Here is an 18,248-nt window from a genome sequence, read left to right as displayed (position 1 = left end):
CGGCGGGCGGCCCGGCCGTCCCCTTGGATCCGGGGAGCCGGGTCCTCCCGGCGGAGCCGGGGCGGGCGGCCGTCGGGCGGGATCCGGCTGGTCCGGCCGTCGTGCTGGATCCGGCTGGCCCGGCCGTCGCCGTGGATCCGCGTTCCCCGGACCTGGCGGGGTGGCCGGCGCTGGTGCACGGTCCGCTCGTCCCGCTGGAGTTGGGCGGTGCGACCGTCCCCGTGGATACGGGTCACCGGGTCCTCCGGGTGCCGTCCGGCTCGGGTCACGTGGCGGGCCATCGGCCGCACCTCGTCAGAAGCGCGATCCGGTCCTGCGACGGGCACCGACGCCGGCCACCACCGCCACCGCGACGAGCCCGCCGACCAGCAGCAGCGAGCCGGTGCCCCGGCCGTCACCCGCGGTGCCACCGCCGCCGGTGGCCGGGCCCTTGCTGGGCGAGGCCATGTTGAGCACGGTGAGCGTGGTCGAGGCGGTGTTCCCGTTCGAGCAGCGCAGGTCGACCGGGAAGTCGCCGGCCGGCTTGTTGCCCGGAATGGTCACCGCCCCGGTGAGGAAGCCGTTGTCCGGGCGGAGCATGACGCGCCCGAAGGCGTCCGAGTTCACCTCGGCCTGCCGGTTGTTCGCGTTGTCGCAGTTGGCCCGGATGCTCACCCGCGTGCCGGCCTGCGCCGGATTGGGCGTCACCTCGACGAAGACGTTCTGCCCGGCGCGGGCCGGGCCGGCGGTGAGCAGGATGAACGCCGCGACCAGTCCGAGCACGCTCAGGACGGCCGACCGGGCGCGATGTGCCATGAGCCCTCGCATGATTCCCCCCTTCCGGTGCGGCGCACCGGAATCCTGCTGACGGGCAGTGGCGGCTGGGTTCCCGGTGGGGCCGGGTGTTAACAGGGGGCCCCTGCGCTACGTCAGGCGTTAACGGGGGGCCCTTCCTTTCGCCGCACCGGCGGCGGGCGGGAGCGGCGTGACCGGGTGCCAGTCCAGCGGGGTGGAGAGGACCATCGTGCTGGACGGCTGGCCGTACGGGGCGAGCCGGTCGATGACCTGCTCGAACTCGCCCATCGAGCCGGCCGCCACCTTGAGCATGCTGCACGCGTCCCCGGTGATCCGGTGGATCTCCATGATCTCCGGCCAGCCCGCCACCTCCGGATCGTTGAGGATGCAGCGCGAGCCGTAGCAGGACATCCGGATCAGCGCGAGCACGCTCCGCCCGGCCCGGGTCAGGTCCACATGCGCGTGGTAGCCGGTGATCACCCCGGATTCCTCCAGCCGGCGGACCCGCTCGGCGACCGCGGGCGGCGACAAATGCACCCGGCGGGACAGCTCGCTGTACGAGAGCCGGGCGTCGGCCTGGAGTTCGCGCAGGAGCGCCCAGTCCATGTCGTCCACGCGGTGACCTTTCTTCCGTGAAGTCGAGTGCCGGATAAGCCTTCGGAGCGGCAGGTGACACCACCGTAGCGCCGTTGAAGAGGCATTCCATCTGCGGATCCACCGGCGGCATCATGTCGTCTACCCCGGCGTACGGAGGAGATGACGGTGGAACAGACCACGGCGGTACGCCCCGCCACCGCGCAGCAGCGGGCGGCCCGGGCGGCGCGCAACGGCGGCGACCCGACGCTGGAGTTCGCCGACCGGGTGCCCTACGACGCGTACGTGCGGGCGAGCACGCTGCACAGCCTGCAGCAGCCGCTCAGCGACGACCCCGGCGAGATGTCCTTCCTGATGGTCAGCCAGATCATGGAGCTGTACTTCGGGCTGACCTGCCACGAGCTGCGGCACGCCCAGCGGGAGCTGCGGGCCAACCGGATCTGGGACGCCCTGCCCCCGCTGCGCCGCGCCGCCCTGCATTTGGACGGGCTCAACGCCGCCTGGCAGGGGCTGCGCTGGATGACCCCGGCGGACTTCAACCGGTTCCGGGACCGCCTCGGCGAGGGCTCCGGCTTCCAGTCCGCGATGTACCGCCACCTGGAGTTCCTGCTCGGCCTCCGCGACCCGGCGCTGATCCGCCCGTTCCGCCGGCAGACCGAGGTGTACGCCGAGCTGACCGCCGCCCTCGACGCGCCGAGCCTCTGGGACGACGTGGTCGCCCTGCTCGCCCGGCGCGGCTTCGACCTCCCAGCCGAGCTGCTGGACCGGGATGTGGCGACCGAGCACGAGCCGCACGCCGCGGTCGAGGCGGCCTGGGTGCGGATCTACGCCGACGGCGGCCCGGAGAACCACCTGCGGCTGCTGGGTGACGCGTTGACCGAGGTGGCCGAGCGGTTCGGCGACTGGCGCTGGCACCACATCAAGGCGGTGCAGCGGACCATGGGCGCCAAGGTCGGCAGCGGCGGTTCCGCCGGGCTGGCCTGGCTGCAACGCAGCATGGCCCGGGTGGTCTTCCCCGAGCTGTGGTCCGCCCGGACCGCGATGTGACCCGGAAGGAAACATGCACACCGAAGAAGAAGCCCGCAAGCTCGACGCCGCCGACCCCGGGCACCGGCAGCTGTTCCACGTGCCGCCGGCCGAGGGCGGGCGTTACCCCGAGGTGGCGTACCTGGCGGGCAACTCGCTGGGCCTGCAACCCCGGGCCACCCGGGACGAACTCCTCGCCGACCTGGACGCCTGGCGCCGGTTGGGGGTGGAGGGGCACCTGGAGGCGGAGCGGCCCTGGCTGCCGTACCACGAACTGCTGACCGCGCCGGCCGCGCGGCTGGTCGGCGCGCTCCCCGCAGAGACCGTGGTGATGAACTCCCTCACGGTCAACCTGCACCTGCTGATGGTGAGCTTCTACCGGCCGGCGGGAGAGCGGACCCGGATCGTCATCGAGGACAGCGCCTTCCCGTCGGACAGCTACGCGGTGCGCAGCCAGGCCCGCTTCCACGGCCTGGACCCCGACGCCACCGTGGTCCGGCTGCGGCCGCGCCCCGGCGAGGACACCCTGCGCACCGAGGACGTCCTGCACCTCCTCGCCACCGAGGGGGAGAGCATCGCGCTGGTCCTGCTCGGCGGGGTCAACTACCTGACCGGCGAGCTGATGGACATCCCGGCGATCACGGCCGCCGGCCGGGCCGCCGGTGCGGTGGTCGGCTGGGACCTGGCGCACGCGGTCGGCAACGTTCCCCTCGCCCTGCACGACTGGGACGTCGACTTCGCCGCCTGGTGCTCGTACAAGTACCTGAACTCGGGGCCGGGCGCCCTGGCCGGGGTCTTCGTCCACCAGCGGCACCTCGGCGACCCGGCGCTGCCCCGCTTCGAGGGCTGGTGGAGCACCGAGGCGGCCACCCGGTTCGAGATGACCCCGGTCTCCCGGCCGCCGGCCACCGCCGAGGCGTGGCAGATCTCCAACCCGCCGATCTTCGCGATGGGGCCGGTGCGGACCTCGCTGGAGCTCTTCGACTCCGTCGGCATGCCGGCGCTGCGGGAGCGCAGCCTCCGGCTCACCGGCTACCTGGAGCGGCTGCTCGACGAGGTGACCGCCGACCGGCCGCTGACCGTGGTCACCCCGCGCGACCCGGCCCGCCGGGGCTGCCAGCTCTCCGTGCGGATCGGGGTGGGCAGCGCGAACGAGCTGACCAAGCGGCTGCGGCACGAGCACGGCGTGATCGCCGACGCCCGCGAACCCGACATCGTCCGGTTCGCCCCGGTGCCGCTCTACTCGACGTACCACGACTGCTGGCGGGTCGCCGACGCGCTGGCCGCGACCGTTTCGGAGGAGGGCCAATGACGGAACGCGAGGAGATCGCCGTCGTCGGGGCCGGGCTGGCCGGCTGCCTGCTGGCCTGCTTCCTGGCCCGGCGCGGCTACCCGGTCGCCCTCTACGAGCGGCGGCCCGACCCGCGCACCGGCCGGGTCGAGCGGGGCCGCTCGATCAACCTGGCGCTCTCCGAGCGCGGCCTCGACGCGTTGCGCCGGATCGGGCTGGACCGGCAGGTGATGGCCGACGCGCTGCCGATGCGGGGCCGGATGATCCACCCGGTGGAGGGCGAGCCGCAGTTCCAGTCGTACAGCGTCTCGGGCGACCGGGCGATCAACTCGATCAGCCGGGGCGCGCTGAACAACGCCCTGCTGACCGCCGCCGCCGCGCTACCGGGCGTGCGGATCGCCTTCGACCACCGGCTGGTCGGGCTCGACCCGACCAGCGGCGAGATGACCTTCGAGACCCCGCAGGGCAAGGTCACCGAGACCGCGTCGGTCGTCCTCGGCGCCGACGGCGCCGGCTCCGCCGTGCGCGGGCAGCTCCTGGCGTACGGGGTGCTGACCGAGAGCCTCGACTTCCTCGACTACGGCTACAAGGAACTCACCATCCCGCCGATCGGCGGCGAGTTCGCCCTCGACCCGGGCGCGCTGCACATCTGGCCACGCGGCACCTCGATGATGATCGCGCTGCCCAACCCGGACCGCTCCTTCACCTGCACCCTCTTCTGGCCCACCCACGGCACGCAGAGCTTCGCCTCGCTGGGCAGCCCGGCCGCGATCGAGCGGCACTTCACCACCCACTACCCGGACCTGATCCCGCTCGCGCCGAACCTGGTCGACGACTACCAGCACAACCCGGTCGGGGTGCTCGGCACGGTCCGCTGCACCCCGTGGCAGGTGGACGGGAAGGTGGGCCTGATCGGCGACGCGGCGCACGCCATCGTGCCGTTCTACGGCCAGGGCGCGAACTGCGCGTTCGAGGACGTGGTGGAGCTGGACCGTTGCCTGGACGAGTGCGCCGACCACTGGGCCTCGGCGCTGCCGCTGTTCCAGCACCGCCGGCAGGCCAACGCCGAGGCGATCGCCCAGATGGCGCTGACCAACTTCGTGGAGATGCGGGACAAGGTCGCCTCCCCGGTGTTCCAGACCCGCAAGAAGGTCGAGCACGCGCTGGAGCGGGCGCTGCCCGGCCGGTACGTGTCGCAGTACGAGCTGGTCTCGTTCTCCACCACCCCGTACGCGGAGGTGCGCCGCCGGGTGCGCCGGCAGTACGCCGCGGTCGGCGCGGTCGCGGCGGGGGCGCTGGCGCTGCTGGCCGGCGGGATCGGCACGGCGCTGGGGCGGCGGCGATGACGCTTTGGGATCCCCGGCTGATGGCCGGGCACGCGCCGGACGGCCCCGGCCTGCTGCGCAACTTCGTCGGCGGCTCCTTCGTGGACACCGGCACCCGGTTCACCAAGCGCAGCCCGGTCACCGGCGAACCCGTCTTCGAGGTGGTCGAGGCGTCCTCGTCGGTGGTGGACGACGCGGTGACCGCCGCTCGGGCGGCGCTGCGCGGGCCGTGGGGCCGGATGGGGGAGCGGGAGCGCGCCGAGGTGCTGCGCCGGGTCGCCGACGAGCTGGAGCGGCGCTTCGACGACCTGGTCGCCGCGGAGGTCGCCGACACCGGCAAGTCCATCTCCCAGGCCCGTACGCTGGACATCCCGCGCGGCGCGGCCAACTTCCGGGCGTTCGCCGAGATCGTGGCGACCGCGCCCACCGAGTCGTTCACCACGGTCACCCCGACCGGCGGTCGGGCGCTGAACTACGCGGTCCGCAAGCCGGTCGGCGTGGTCGCGGTGATCGTGCCCTGGAACCTGCCGCTGCTGCTGCTCACCTGGAAGGTCGCGCCCGCCCTGGCGTGCGGCAACGCGGTGATCGTGAAGCCCAGCGAGGAGACCCCCGCCTCGGCGACCCTGCTCGCCGAGGTGATGGCCGCCGCGGGCGTGCCGGACGGGGTGTTCAACCTGGTGCACGGCTTCGGCCCCGGCTCGGCCGGCGAGTTCCTCACCCGGCACCCCGGCGTCGACGCGATCACCTTCACCGGTGAGTCGGCCACCGGCAGCGCCATCATGCGGGCCGCGGCGGACGGGGTGAAGGCGGTCTCGTTCGAGCTGGGCGGCAAGAACGCCGGCCTGGTCTTCGCCGACGCCGACCTGGACGCGGCGGTGGCCGGCTCGGTCCGCTCCAGCTTCACCAACGGCGGCCAGGTCTGCCTCTGCACCGAACGGATCTATGTGCAGCGGCCGGTGTTCGAGGAGTTCACCGCCCGGTTGGCCAAGCGCGCCGACGAACTGGCGTACGGCTGGCCGGCCGACGAGGCCACGGTGAACATGCCGCTGATCTCGCACACCCACCGGGACAAGGTGCTCGGCCACTACGAGCTGGCCCGCGCCGAGGGCGCCGAGGTGCGGGCCGGGGGCGGCGTGCCACGCTTCGGCGACGCCCGCGACGGCGGCGCGTACGTGCAGCCGACCGTGCTGACCGGGCTCGGCCCGGACGCCCGCACCAACCGGGAGGAGATCTTCGGCCCGGTGGTCCACGTCGCCCCGTTCGACCACGAGGACGAGGCGTACGCCCTGGCCAACGGCACCGACTACGGCCTGGCCGCGACGGTCTGGACCCGGGACGTGGGCCGGGCGCACCGGGCCGGGTCCCGGCTGGACGCCGGCATCGTCTGGGTCAACACCTGGTTCCTGCGTGACCTGCGCACCCCGTTCGGTGGGGTGAAGGCGTCCGGCATCGGCCGGGAGGGCGGCGTGCACTCGCTCGAGTTCTACTCGGAGCTCACCAACGTCTGCGTGGACCTCGCATGAGTGCGCGCCCGGGGCAGAATGCACGGCGTCAGCGAGCGAAGCGAGGAGCCGGCATGACCGTCGACATCGAGGCCGCCAACCGGGAACTGGCCGTCGCCCGGCAGGACGAGAAACCCTGCCCGCCGCTGCGCGGCCGGCTGCTGCCGGAGGGCGACATCGAGGCCGCGTACCAGGTGCAGCAGGTCTACACCCGGCAGCGGCTCGGCAAGGGTCACCGCCGGGTGGGCGCGAAGATCGGTCTCACCTCCCGCGCGGTGCAGGAGAACTTCGGCGTCTTCCAGCCCGACTTCGGGGTGCTCTTCGACGACATGGCGGTCGGCGACGGCGTCGAGGTGCCGATGGGGCGGCTGCTCCAGCCCCGGGTGGAGGCGGAGATCGCCTTCGTGCTCGGCGCCGACCTGCCCGACGAGCGGGTGACCAGCGTGGACCTGATCCGGGCGGTGGACCACGTGCTGCCGGCCATCGAGATCGTCGACTCGCGGATCGCCGGCTGGGACATCTCCATCGTGGACACCGTGGCGGACAACGCGTCCAGCGGGCTCTTCGTGCTCGGCACCGCGCCGCGCCGGCTCGCCGACGTCGACCTGCGGCTCTGCGGGATGGTCCTCGAACACGCCGGGGAACCGGTCTCGGTCGGGGCCGGGGCCGCCTGCCTCGGCAATCCCCTGCACGCGCTGGAGTGGCTGGCCGGGACCATGGCCCGCGCCGGCGACCCGCTGCGCGCCGGCGACGTGGTGCTCTCCGGGGCCCTCGGCCCGATGGTGCCGGTCACCGCGGGCGCGGCGTACGAGGCGCGGATCTCCGGGCTCGGCTCGGTACGGACCTGTTTCTCCAAGGAGGCCTCATGACCGTCGGCGTGGCGGTGCTCGGGTCGGGCAACATCGGCACCGACCTGATGATCAAGGTGCTGCGGCTGAGCGACGGCCTGCGCATGGTGGCGATGGCCGGCATCGACCCGGCGTCGGACGGCCTGGCGCGGGCCCGCCGGCTCGGCGTGGCGACCACCGCCGAGGGCGTGGACGGGCTGGTCGCCATGCCGGAGTTCGCCGACGTCGAGCTGGTCTTCGACGCCACCTCGGCCGGCGCGCACCGGCGGCACGACGAGGTGCTGCGGGCGCACGGCCGGACCGTGGTCGACCTGACCCCGGCCGCCATCGGCCCGTACGTGGTGCCCCCGGTCAACCTGGACGAGCACCTGCACCAGCCGAACGTCAACATGGTCACCTGCGGCGGGCAGGCCACCGTGCCGATCGTGCACGCCGTCGGCCGGGTCACCCCGGTCGCGTACGGGGAGATCGTCGCGTCGATCGCCTCGAAGTCGGCGGGGCCGGGCACCCGGGCCAACATCGACGAGTTCACCGAGACCACGGCCCGGGCGATCGAGGTGGTCGGCGGCGCCGGGCGCGGCAAGGCCATCATCGTGCTGAACCCGGCCGACCCGCCGCTGCTGATGCGGGACACCGTCTACTGCCTCTGCCCGGACGCCGACGCGGACCGCGGGGCGATCGCCGCCTCGGTGGCCGACATGGTCGCCGCCGTGCAGGAGTACGTCCCGGGCTACCGGCTCAAGCAGGACATGCAGTTCGACCGGGTGGAGGCGTACGTGCCGGCGCTGGGGCGGCCGTTCACCGGGCTCCAGGTCTCGGTCTTCCTGGAGGTCTCCGGCGCCGGGCACTACCTGCCCGCGTACGCCGGGAACCTGGACATCATGACCTCGGCCGCGCTGCGCACCGCGGAGCGGCTGGTGGCGTTGCGGAAGGGGGTGCCGGCATGACCGACCTGTACATCCAGGACGTGACGCTGCGCGACGGCATGCACGCCATCGCCCACCGGTACACGGTGGACCAGGTGCGGACCATCGCCGCCGCGCTGGACGCCGCCGGGGTGGCCGCGATCGAGGTGGCGCACGGCGACGGCCTGGCCGGCTCCAGCGTCAACTACGGCCACGGCGCGGCCGCCGACGCCGACTGGATCTCCGCCGCCGCCGAGGTGCTGACCACCGCGCGACTCACCACCCTGCTGCTGCCCGGCATCGGCACCATCGCCGACCTCAAGGCGGCGAAGGCGCTCGGGGTGACCAGCGTGCGGATCGCCACCCACTGCACCGAGGCGGACATCTCCGCCCAGCACATCTCCTGGGCCCGGGAGAACGGCATGGACGTCTCCGGGTTCCTGATGATGTCGCACATGAACGACCCCGCCGGGTTGGCCGCCCAGGCCAAGCTGATGGAGTCGTACGGCGCGCACTGCGTCTACGTCACCGACTCCGGCGGGCGGTTGCTGATGTCCGACGTGGCGGAGCGGGTCGACGCGTACCGGCAGGTGCTCGAACCGGAGACGCAGATCGGCATCCACGCCCACCACAACCTCTCGCTCGGCGTGGCCAACAGCGTGGTGGCGGTCGAGCACGGCCGGATCCTCGGCGCCGGGCCGCTGGGCTCCCCGTCCGGCCGGACCGTCCGGGTGGACGCCTCGCTGGCCGGCATGGGCGCCGGGGCCGGCAACGCGCCGCTGGAGGTCTTCGTGGCGGTCGCCGAGCTGCACGGCTGGAAGCACGGCTGCGACGTGTTCGCGCTGATGGACGCGGCCGACGACATCGTCCGCCCGTTGCAGGACCGGCCGGTCCAGGTGGACCGGGAGACGCTCTCCCTCGGGTACGCGGGCGTGTACTCCAGCTTCCTGCGGCACGCCGAACGCGCCTCGGCGAAGTACGGCGTGGACGTCCGCTCGATCCTGGTGGAGCTGGGCCGGCGCCGGATGGTCGGCGGCCAGGAGGACATGATCGTGGACGTGGCACTCGACCTGGCCGGCAAGGAGCACTCATGATCGGACCGGACATCGCGGGCATCGCCGAGAAGCTGGGCGCGGCGGCCGACACCGCCACCGCGATCCCGCAGCTCGCCGCCGAGACCGGCCTCGACGTCGACGGCGCGTACGCGGTGCAGACCGCGCTGGTGCAGCGCCGCCTCGACCGGGGTGAGCGGCTGGTCGGGCTGAAGATGGGGCTGACCAGCAAGGCGAAGATGGCCCAGGTCGGGGTGGACGAGGTGATCTGGGGCCGGCTCACCGACGTGATGCGGGTGCCCGACGGTGGCAGCGTCGAGGTCGGCGACTTCATCCATCCCCGGGTCGAGCCGGAGGTGGCGTTCCTGCTCGACCGGCTTCCCGAGCCCGGCGAGCCGGTCGGCGCGTTCACCGACGCGGTCCGGGCGGTCGCCCCGGCGATCGAGCTGATCGACTCCCGGTACGCCAACTTCACCTTCTCCCTGCCGGACGTCATCGCCGACAACACCTCCGCGGCGGCGTTCGCCGTCGGACCGTGGTCGGCCGTGCCCGACGGCCTGGACAACCTCGGCGTGCTGCTGGAGATCGACGGCCGGGTGGCCCAGGTCGGCTCGACCGCGGCGATCCTCGGCGACCCGCGCCGTGCGCTGGACGAGGGCATCCGGCTGGCCGGCCGGCACGGTGTCCGGCTGCGCGAGGGTTGGGTCTTCCTCGCCGGGGCGGCCACCGCCGCCGTGCCGTTGCGTCCCGGCGCGCACGTCCGCGCCGTGGTGGAGAAGCTGGGCACCGTGTCGCTGAAGGCGGCGGCGTGACCGCCCGGGTGGTGGCGGGCAAGGCCGTGCCGCGGGGCGCCTTCCCGCACGTCAAGGTGGCGGGCGGGTTCGTCTTCGTCTCCGGTACGTCGTCACGGCGGCCGGACAACACCTTCGCCGGTGTCGAGGTGGACGAGTTCGGCACGACCAGTCTGGACATCCGGGCGCAGACCCGGGCCGTGATCGAGAACATCGGTGACCTGTTGGCGTCGGTCGGGGCGGACCTGACCGACCTGGTGCAGGTCACCAGCTACCTGGTCAACATGAACGACTTCGGTGGCTACAACGAGGTGTGGGCGGAGTTCTTCGACGCCACCGGGCCGACCCGGACCACGGTGGCCGTGCACCAGCTCCCGCACCCGCACCTGCTGATCGAGATGCAGGCCGTGGCCCTACTTCCGTCGGGAGGTCCGTCATGAGTGAGATCGCCGAGCCGTTCAGCTTCTCCGGCTGGATCGGGGAGAACCAGCACCTGCTCAAGCCGCCGGTGGGCAACAAGGAGATGCTGCCGGGCAGTGACGACTTCATCGTCATGGTGGTCGGCGGCCCGAACCAGCGCACCGACTTCCACGTCGATCCGTACGAGGAGTTCTTCTACCAGGTCAAGGGCAACATGCACATCAACCTGATGCTGCCCGAGGGGCCGCGTACGGTGCACGTGCGCGAGGGCCAGATGTGGATGCTGCCGCGCAACACGCCGCACTCGCCGCAGCGCCCCGAGGCGGGCTCGATCGGCATGGTGATCGAGCGGGTCCGCGAGGAGGGCACGCTGGAGAAGTTCCAGTGGTACTGCCCGGAGTGCAGCCACAAGGTGCACGAGGTGGAGCTCCAGGTCCGGGACATCGCGGCCGACCTGCCGCCGGTGTTCCAGGCGTTCTACGCCGACGAGAAGGCCCGTACCTGCACCAACTGCGGCGCACTGCACCCGGGCAAGGGCTGATGCCCGGGCCCGTCGTGGACGTGCACACGCACGTCGTACCGAAGGGGTGGCCGGACCTCGCCGCGGCGTGCGGGGGGTCCGGCTGGCCCTGGCTGCGGGTGGACTCCGAGCGCGCCGCCATGATCATGGTGGGGGAGACGGAGTTCCGGCCGGTCGGCGCGGAGTGCTGGGACGCGGAGACGCGGCTCGGCGACATGGCCGCCGACGGCGTCGACGTCCAGGTCGTCTCGCCCACCCCGGTCTTCTTCAGCTACGACCGCCCCGCCGACCAGGCGGTCAAGGTGGCGCGCATCTTCAACGACCTCACGTTGGAGGTCACCGCCCCGGGGGGCGACCGGCTGGTGCCGTTCTGCCAGGTGCCGTTGCAGGACCCGGACGCCGCCTGCGCCGAGCTGGACCGCTGCCTGGCCGCTGGCCACGTCGGCGTGGAGATCGGCAACCACGTGGGTGACCGCGACCTCGACGACGCCGGCATCGTGCAGTTCCTGGACCACTGCGCGCGGGTGGGCGCGCCGGTCTTCGTGCACCCCTGGGACATGCCGGGCGGGCCCCGGCTGGACCGCTGGATGGCCCGCTGGCTGACCGGCATGCCCGCCGAGACGCACCTGTCGGTGCTGGCGCTCATCCTCGGCGGGGTGTTCGACCGGGTGCCGGAGACGCTGCGGATCTGCTTCGCGCACGGCGGCGGCAGCTTCCCGTTCTGGCTGGGGCGCGCCGACAACGCCTGGCACCGCCGGGGCGACCTGGTCCGCGGCGCCTCCACCGCGCCGCCCAGCGCCTACGTCGACCGGTTCCATGTCGACTCGGTGGTCTTCGACCCGGCCGCGCTCCGGCTGCTGGTCGACACCATGGGCGAGGACCGGGTGCTGGTCGGCAGCGACTACCCGTACCCGCTGGGGGAGCGGCCGGTCGGGCAGGTGGTCCGCAAGGCCGACTTCCTCACCCCCGACCAGCGCGGCAAGCTCCTCGGCGGCAACGCCCTCCGCTTCCTGTACGGCTGACCGACTCCTCGGCCCGCCGCCGCGGCCGGCGCCGGTGGGGCGCCGGCCCTGACACCAACCCGCGCGCCGACCTCGGCATCACCCCGGCGCCGCCTTTGCTCTGCTTCAACGGGCGCAACACTGGGAGCGGTCCCGTGTTGCGTGGGCTGAAGCAGAGCAAAGGGAGCGAGAGGTCCGCACCCCGGCGGCCGGAGGAGGCACGGCGGCGCGTCTCGCCCCGGCGGCCCCGAGGAGACGGGGCGGCCCCGAGGAGACGGGCGGCCACGAGGCGGCGCGGCGGCCCCGAGGAGGCGCGGCGGCGGCAGAGCGGCGGGCGGAAGGGCGGCAGCCGGGCCGGCGCGTGAGAGGTGCGTCCGGTGGAGCGTCCGGGCAGGATGGAGGCATGGCCGAGCCGCACGACCTGAGCGCGCTGGAGCAGGCCGCCGCGATCCGCCGGGGCGAGCTGTCCAGCGTGGAGCTGGTCGAGCACCACCTGCGCCGGGTGGACGCGCTCGGCGACACGGTCGGCGCGTTCGTCACGGTCACCCCGGACCGGGCCCGGGCGGCGGCGCGGGCCGCCGACGCGGTGCCCGCGGACGAGCGCGGGCCGCTGCACGGCGTACCGACGGCCATCAAGGACCTGACGCTCACCGCCGGGGTGCGCACCACCTTCGGCTCCGCCGCCTTCGCCGACTTCGTGCCGCCGGTCGACGCCGACGTGGTCCGGTTCATCGCCGCCGCCGGCCTGGTCAGCCTCGGCAAGACCACCACCTCCGAGCTGGGCTGCTCGCTCTACTCCGAGGGCCGGGTCGCGCCCCCGGCGCGCAACCCGTGGGGCCTCGCGTACACGGCGGGCGGGTCCAGCGGCGGCGCGGCGGCCGCGGTGGCGGCCGGGCTGGTGCCGGTGGCGCAGGGCTCCGACGGCGGCGGCTCGCTGCGTATCCCGGCCGCCCTGTGCGGCCTGGTCGGCTACAAGCCGAGCAGGGGTCTGGTGTCCGGCGGCCCGCTCGGCTTCGGGGCGTTCGGACTGCCCATCAACGGGCCGCTCGGCCGGACGGTGACCGACGTGGCCGCGCTGCTCGACGTGCTGGCAGCCCCGGTGCCCGGGGAGCCGTACCTGGCCCCGGTCACCCCCGTCGGCGGCTACCTGGGCGCGGCCCGCGGGGCGGCCCCGCGCCGGTTGCGCGTCGGCCGCTTCACCACCCCCATGCTCGCCGACGAGCCCGTCCACCCGGACTGCGTGGCCGCCGTCGACCGGGCCGCCGAACTGCTCACCGCGGCCGGCCACGAGGTGGTCGAGGTTCCCCCGCCGCTCGGCCCCACGGCGTGGCCGCTGTTCGAGACCGTCTGGTACGTGCTGGCGCTCTCCCCGGTGCCCCCCGAGCGGGAGAGCGCGCTGCTGCCGCTGACCCGGTTCCTGCGCGAGCGGGGCGCAGCCGTCGGCGCCGGGGCGCTGATGGCCGCGCTCGGCGAACTCCAGGCGCAGGTGCGCCTCGGCGTACGCCGGACCGCCGGGTGCGACCTGTTGCTCTGCCCGACGCTGGCCGCGCCGCAGGCGCCGGTCGGCGCGTTCGCCGCCCTGGATCCGGCGGACGATTTCGACCGGCAGCGCCGGTTCTCGCCGTACTGCGCCATCTTCAACGTCACCGGCGACCCGTCCGTTTCCCTGCCGCTCGGCCGGACCGGCGACGGAATGCCCGTCGGGGTGCTGCTGACCGGCCGGTACGGGGACGACGCGACATTGATAGCCACTGCCGCGCAACTGGAGCACGGCTGTGGCGGATGGGATCAGCACCCCGCAATCTGGCGGGCGGTCGACTCCGCTAACGTGAACAGCACAAGCGAGGTCGGGCACCCGTCGGAATGATCGTCGACCCGACCCGGAAGATTCCTGGTCTCTCTTTCCGCCTGGGGGCGTTGGGATTGTCTGTTACCGACACGTTGTTGCTCTACGTCGGCGTCCCGGCGGTCGCGGTGCTGGTGATCGCCGGCCTGGCGTACGCCGGCAGTCGTGGCCGCAGCGGGAGCGGCGGCGGTGGCGGTGCGAAGCGCTACCGGCCGGGCCGACCCTTCGACTTCACTCCGGTCTGGTTCCTGGGCCGTCCGGAGCAGCTGGCCGACTCGGCCGGCACCGCACTGGCCGCCGGGGCGCAGGCGCCGGCGCTGACCAGCCGCAAGCAGGAGCAGGCCGGCCGGGAGGCACCGGCCGGTGGAACCGGAGGCGCAAGTGACCGTTGGTGAGAAGCACGCCACGACGGGGACCGTCCCCCCGCCGCAGGTGCTCGACGGGCCCTTCTCGACCCGTCAGCTGCTCCGCATCGACGAGGCGCTCCGCCTGGCCGACCAGGGGACCGGCCTCGTCTTCTCGGTCTACGTCGGCGGCCTCGACGAGCCGATCCGGGAGCACGCCCAGCGGCTGCACCGGCAGCTCGCCGAGCCGGACAAGTCCGTGCTGATCGCCGTGTCGCCCAACCAGCGGCAGCTGGAGATCGTCACCGGCAAGTACGCCCGCAAGCGCATCCCGGACACGTACGCGAAGCTCGCCGCGCTCTCCATGGTGGCGTCCTTCGGCGGCGGCGACCTGGCCGGCGGCATCATCCAGGGCCTCGACCAGCTCGCCAGCCACGCCGGCAAGGGCTGAGCCCTTCCCGCTACGACGAAGCCCGGCCCGCGGTACCGCGGGCCGGGCTTCCGTTTGTGCTCCTCGCTCAGGCGCTCCGGGCGTCCCTGGCCCGCGCCTTGAGGGCGCGGACCACGCCGTCGCGGCCCTCGGCCACCAGCCGGCGCAGCGACGCCGGGTGGCCCTCCTGGGCCAGCCAGGCGTCGGTGGCCGTCACCGTGTCCTCCTCGACCAGGTACGCCGGGTAGGCGAGCTGGACGAACTCCTGCGCCGGCTCGCTGTCCCGCTGCGCCCAGACCTGCGCGACGGTGGCGAAGTACCGCTCCCGGTACGGCGCGGTGAGCTCCACCTGCGCCGGGTGGGTGAAGCCCTGCAGCAGCGCCCGGTTGCGCCAGTTCGGCAGCGCCTCCGGGCCGGTGAGCTGCGCCCACACGGCCGCCTTGTTCTCGGCGGTGGGGACCAGGGCGTGCGCGTACGCGGCCTCCCGCTCGCCGCTGGCGGTCCGGTCGCCCGCCAGCTCCGCCTCGATCTCGGCCGGCCCGGCCGAGCCGTTGGCCACCAGGGACTGGAGCACCGCCCAGCGCAGCTCGGTGTCCACAGTCAGCCCCGCCGGCACCCCGGTGCCGTCCAGCCAGCCGCGCAGAACCGCCAGGTCCTCCTCCGCCCGGGCCGTCGAGACGTACGCCCGGGCCCAGGCGAGCTGGAAGCCACTGCCCGGCTCCGCGGTGGCCAGGGTGGCCTTGGCGGTACGGGACAGCTCGGCCCAGCCGGTCGGCGCCCAGGCCGGGTCGACGTAGAAGGTGAGCGTGGTGGTCGCCTGCCGCAGGGTGGCGGTGACCAGGTTGATGTCGGTCTCCGCCGGCAGCCCGGCCGCCGCCAGGGCCACGTAGTCCCGGGGTGCCAGCTCGGCGTCCCGGGTCATGTCCCAGGCGGCGGTCCAGCACAGCGCCCGGGCCAGCGACGAGTCGAAGCCGGCGATGTGCTGAACCACGGTCGCCATCGACCGCTCGTCCAGCCGCAGCTTGGTGTACGTGAGGTCCTCGTCGTTGAGCAGCAGCACGTCGGCGGCCCGCTTGCCGTGTAGCGCGGAGAGCTCGGTCAGCTCGCCGGTCACGTCCACCTCGACCGCCTCCCGGCGGACCAGCCGGCCGTCGGTCAGGTCGTAGAGGCCCACCCCGATCCGGTGGGTGCGCAGCGTCGGGTGCCCCGCCGGTGCCTCCTGCCGGACCACCACCCGCTCGTAGCTGCCGTCGGCGCCGATGGTGACCTCGGGGCGCAGGGTGTTCACCTGCGCGGTCTCCAGCCACTGCGCGGCGAACTTGCGCAGCTCCCGGCCGGAGGCCGTCTCCAGCTCGGTGAGCAGGTCGTCGAAGGTGGCGTTGCCCCAGGCGTGCTTGCCGAAGTACGCCCGCAGGCCGGCCAGGAACGGCTCCTCGCCCACGTACGCGACGAGCTGCTTGAGCACGCTGGCGCCCTTGGCGTACGTGATGCCGTCGAAGTTGACCTCGACCGCCTCCAGGTCCGGCATCTCGCAGTAGACCGGGTGGGTGGAGGATAGCTGGTCCTGCCGGTAGCCCCAGTTCTTGCGGATGGACAGGAAGGTCGTCCAGGCGTCGTGGAACCGGGTGGCGTGGGTGTTGCACCAGTGGCTGGCCCACTCGGCGAACGACTCGTTCAGCCACAGGTCGTTCCACCAGCGCATGGTGACCAGGTCGCCGAACCACATGTGCGCCAGCTCGTGCAGGATCGTGTTGGCGCGCTGCTCGTACTCGAAATCGGTGACCTGCGAGCGGAAGATGTAGTGCGACTCGGCGTGCGTGACGCAGCCGAAGTTCTCCATCGCGCCGGCGTTGAAGTCCGGCACCCAGAGCTGGTCGTACTTGGGCAGCGGGTAGCGCACGCCGAACTTCTCGTGGAAGAAGTCGAAGCCCTGCTTGGTGATCAGGAACAGGTCGTCCGAGTCCAGGTACCGCGCCATCGAGGCCCGGCAGTACACGCCCAGGTCGATGCCGTCGTGGCTGTCCCGCACCTCGTGGTACGGCCCCGCGCAGAGCGCGGTGATGTAGGTGCTCATCCGCACCGACTCGGCGAAGTGGACGGTCTTCAGCCCCTGGCCGGCCGGCTCCTCCCGCTCCACCGGCATGTTGGACACCACCCGCCAGTGGTCGGCGACGGTGGCGCGCCAGGTGTAGACGCTCTTCAGGTCGGGCTGGTCGAAGCAGGCGAAGACCCGCTGCGCGTCCGCCGTCTCGAACTGGCTGTACAGGTAGGTCTCCCCGTCCACCGGGTCCACCGTGCGGTGCAGGCCCTGCCCGCTGTTCGAGTACGCGAAGTCGGCGTCCACCGCGAGGACGTTCTCGGCGGCCAGGCCGGTGAGGGTGAGACCCTTCTCGGCCGACCAGTCGGCCAGGTCGACCGGCACGCCGTTGAGCGTGGCGGAGCGGACCGACTCGGCGGCCGCCTCGATGAAGGTGCTGGCCCCCGGCTCGGTACAGCGGAACCGGACCTCGGTCACCGAGCGGAACGTGCGGCCGGTGGCCTGCACGGCGGTGGACAGGTCAAGGCTGATGTCGTACCCGGTCACCTCGAGCAGGCGGGCCCGCTCGGTGGCCTCGACCTGGGTCAGGTTGCGCACTCCCGGCACTGTTCGTCTCCATCCCACTGTTCTCGCCGCGCCCCGCGGCACCGGCCTCGCCGGCCCGCTCGTGACGGCCGGTCCGAAACCGAGTCTTCCATGCGCAGACACCCTGCGGTGGTCGAGGTCACGCTCTCATTCCGGTACCGGTCGATCCCGCGCGGGGTGAGGATCGGTAGGGAAAGCGCCGGGACTCCGGCGCGCGGAAGTCGTGAAGGGATGACACCGTGACCGAACGTGTCGCCGTGGACATGTGGTTCGACCCGCTGTGCCCGTGGGCGTGGATCACCTCCCGTTGGCTGCTGGAGGTCGAGCAGGTCCGGGATGTGGAGATCCGCTTCCACGTGATGAGCCTCTCCGTGCTCAACGAGGGGCGCGACCTGCCGGAGCAGTACCAGGACCTGATGACCAAGGGCTGGGGCCCGGTACGCGTCTGCATCGCCGTGGAGCAGGCGCACGGCGGGGAGACCCTGGCGAAGCTCTACACCGCCATGGGCACCCGGATCCACCTGGGCAAGGAGGAACTCGGCCGGGACATGCTGGTCGGCGCGCTGACCGACGTCGGGCTGGACCCGGCGCTGGCCGACGCCGCCGAGTCCACCGAGTACGACGAGGCGCTGCGGGCCAGCCACGAGGCGGGCATGCGGCCGGTCGGCACCGACGTGGGCACCCCGGTGATCCACGCCCCGGGCCCGGACGGCGGCAAGGTCGCCTTCTTCGGCCCGGTGATCACCCCGGCGCCCAAGGGTGAGGCGGCCGGCAAGCTCTGGGACGGCGTCCTGCTGGTCGCCGGCACCCCCGGCTTCTACGAGCTGAAGCGCACCCGCGAGCTCGGCCCCGTCTTCGACTGAGGTGCAAGGAAGGGCCCCTTCTTAACGTCTCCGGTAGAGCACGGGCCCCCTGTTAACACCCCGGAACCCCGCACCGCCCGGCGTGACCCGGGC

19 protein-coding genes are annotated in these 18,248 nt (G+C 73.1%); 15 read left to right on the top strand and 4 right to left on the bottom strand.

The window, feature by feature from the left end:
* The 3 genes from ACWEVO_RS09310 to ACWEVO_RS09300 form a co-directional block, all read right to left on the bottom strand.
* Positions 1-281: hypothetical protein (locus ACWEVO_RS09310; protein WP_452307075.1), on the bottom strand; the 281-nt coding region annotated here is incomplete at its 3' end.
* A 13-nt stretch (positions 282-294) separates the two neighbouring features.
* Positions 295-807 (bottom strand): hypothetical protein, encoded by a 513-nt coding sequence (locus tag ACWEVO_RS09305; RefSeq protein ID WP_452307074.1) that lies wholly within the window; start codon positions 805-807, stop codon positions 295-297.
* Positions 808-915: 108 nt separating this feature from the next.
* The gene (locus tag ACWEVO_RS09300) at positions 916-1,389 is read right to left on the bottom strand and encodes an Lrp/AsnC family transcriptional regulator (RefSeq protein WP_452307073.1); all 474 of its coding nucleotides are present in this window, start codon (positions 1,387-1,389) and stop codon (positions 916-918) included.
* 141 nt (positions 1,390-1,530) lie between these two features.
* Between ACWEVO_RS09300 and ACWEVO_RS09295 the strand changes: the two genes are divergently transcribed.
* The 14 genes from ACWEVO_RS09295 (at position 1,531) to ACWEVO_RS09230 (ending at position 14,690) form a co-directional block, all read left to right on the top strand.
* The gene (locus ACWEVO_RS09295; protein ID WP_452307072.1) at positions 1,531-2,415 is read left to right on the top strand and encodes a tryptophan 2,3-dioxygenase; all 885 of its coding nucleotides are present in this window, start codon (positions 1,531-1,533) and stop codon (positions 2,413-2,415) included.
* A 13-nt stretch (positions 2,416-2,428) separates the two neighbouring features.
* On the top strand, positions 2,429-3,706 hold the full coding sequence (gene kynU / locus ACWEVO_RS09290; protein WP_452307071.1) for a kynureninase: 1,278 nt from the start codon (positions 2,429-2,431) through the stop codon (positions 3,704-3,706).
* Entirely contained in the window at positions 3,703-5,031 is a 1,329-nt protein-coding gene (locus ACWEVO_RS09285) for an FAD-dependent oxidoreductase (RefSeq protein WP_452307070.1), read from the top strand. Before kynU ends, ACWEVO_RS09285 begins: the two co-directional genes overlap by 4 nt.
* Before the next feature lie 20 nt (positions 5,032-5,051).
* Positions 5,052-6,533, top strand: coding sequence for a 2-hydroxymuconic semialdehyde dehydrogenase (locus tag ACWEVO_RS09280; RefSeq protein WP_452307076.1), 1,482 nt, complete (start codon positions 5,052-5,054; stop codon positions 6,531-6,533).
* Positions 6,534-6,586: 53 nt separating this feature from the next.
* Positions 6,587-7,381, top strand: a complete 795-nt coding sequence (locus tag ACWEVO_RS09275) for a 2-keto-4-pentenoate hydratase (RefSeq protein WP_452307069.1) — start codon at positions 6,587-6,589, stop codon at positions 7,379-7,381.
* Positions 7,378-8,307: an acetaldehyde dehydrogenase (acetylating) gene (locus ACWEVO_RS09270; protein ID WP_452307068.1), complete on the top strand. Its 930-nt coding sequence runs from the start codon at positions 7,378-7,380 to the stop codon at positions 8,305-8,307. The genes ACWEVO_RS09275 and ACWEVO_RS09270 overlap by 4 nt, the downstream gene beginning before the upstream one ends.
* Positions 8,304-9,359 (top strand): 4-hydroxy-2-oxovalerate aldolase, encoded by a 1,056-nt coding sequence (gene dmpG / locus ACWEVO_RS09265; protein WP_452307067.1) that lies wholly within the window; start codon positions 8,304-8,306, stop codon positions 9,357-9,359. Before ACWEVO_RS09270 ends, dmpG begins: the two co-directional genes overlap by 4 nt.
* On the top strand, positions 9,356-10,129 hold the full coding sequence (locus tag ACWEVO_RS09260; RefSeq protein ID WP_452307066.1) for a 2-keto-4-pentenoate hydratase: 774 nt from the start codon (positions 9,356-9,358) through the stop codon (positions 10,127-10,129). Before dmpG ends, ACWEVO_RS09260 begins: the two co-directional genes overlap by 4 nt.
* A complete protein-coding gene (locus ACWEVO_RS09255; RefSeq protein WP_452307065.1) occupies positions 10,126-10,548 on the top strand; it encodes a RidA family protein in 423 nt (140 codons plus the stop codon). Before ACWEVO_RS09260 ends, ACWEVO_RS09255 begins: the two co-directional genes overlap by 4 nt.
* A complete protein-coding gene (locus tag ACWEVO_RS09250) occupies positions 10,545-11,069 on the top strand; it encodes a 3-hydroxyanthranilate 3,4-dioxygenase (RefSeq protein WP_452307064.1) in 525 nt (174 codons plus the stop codon). The genes ACWEVO_RS09255 and ACWEVO_RS09250 overlap by 4 nt, the downstream gene beginning before the upstream one ends.
* The gene (locus ACWEVO_RS09245) at positions 11,069-12,070 is read left to right on the top strand and encodes an amidohydrolase family protein (protein ID WP_452307063.1); all 1,002 of its coding nucleotides are present in this window, start codon (positions 11,069-11,071) and stop codon (positions 12,068-12,070) included. The genes ACWEVO_RS09250 and ACWEVO_RS09245 overlap by 1 nt, the downstream gene beginning before the upstream one ends.
* A gap of 382 nt (positions 12,071-12,452) precedes the next feature.
* Positions 12,453-13,916 carry an amidase gene (locus tag ACWEVO_RS09240; RefSeq protein ID WP_452307062.1) on the top strand — a complete coding sequence of 488 codons (1,464 nt, stop codon included), beginning with the start codon at positions 12,453-12,455 and terminating at the stop codon, positions 13,914-13,916.
* A 77-nt stretch (positions 13,917-13,993) separates the two neighbouring features.
* Positions 13,994-14,290: an aa3-type cytochrome oxidase subunit CtaJ gene (gene ctaJ / locus ACWEVO_RS09235; RefSeq protein WP_452307061.1), complete on the top strand. Its 297-nt coding sequence runs from the start codon at positions 13,994-13,996 to the stop codon at positions 14,288-14,290.
* A complete protein-coding gene (locus ACWEVO_RS09230) occupies positions 14,277-14,690 on the top strand; it encodes a DUF5130 family protein (protein ID WP_452307060.1) in 414 nt (137 codons plus the stop codon). The genes ctaJ and ACWEVO_RS09230 overlap by 14 nt, the downstream gene beginning before the upstream one ends.
* Positions 14,691-14,757: 67 nt before the next feature.
* Here ACWEVO_RS09230 and pepN read toward each other — a convergent pair whose 3' ends face one another.
* Positions 14,758-17,304: an aminopeptidase N gene (pepN, locus tag ACWEVO_RS09225; RefSeq protein WP_452307059.1), complete on the bottom strand. Its 2,547-nt coding sequence runs from the start codon at positions 17,302-17,304 to the stop codon at positions 14,758-14,760.
* 227 nt (positions 17,305-17,531) lie between these two features.
* Here pepN and ACWEVO_RS09220 point away from each other — a divergent pair, with 227 nt between their 5' ends.
* Positions 17,532-18,155, top strand: coding sequence for a mycothiol-dependent nitroreductase Rv2466c family protein (locus tag ACWEVO_RS09220; RefSeq protein WP_452307058.1), 624 nt, complete (start codon positions 17,532-17,534; stop codon positions 18,153-18,155).
* Positions 18,156-18,248 lie beyond the last annotated feature (93 nt).

Source organism: Micromonospora sp. NPDC003776 (assembly GCF_053605645.1).
Note: the sequence above shows the minus strand (reverse complement) of the source record. Positions and strands in the feature narration are given on the sequence as shown.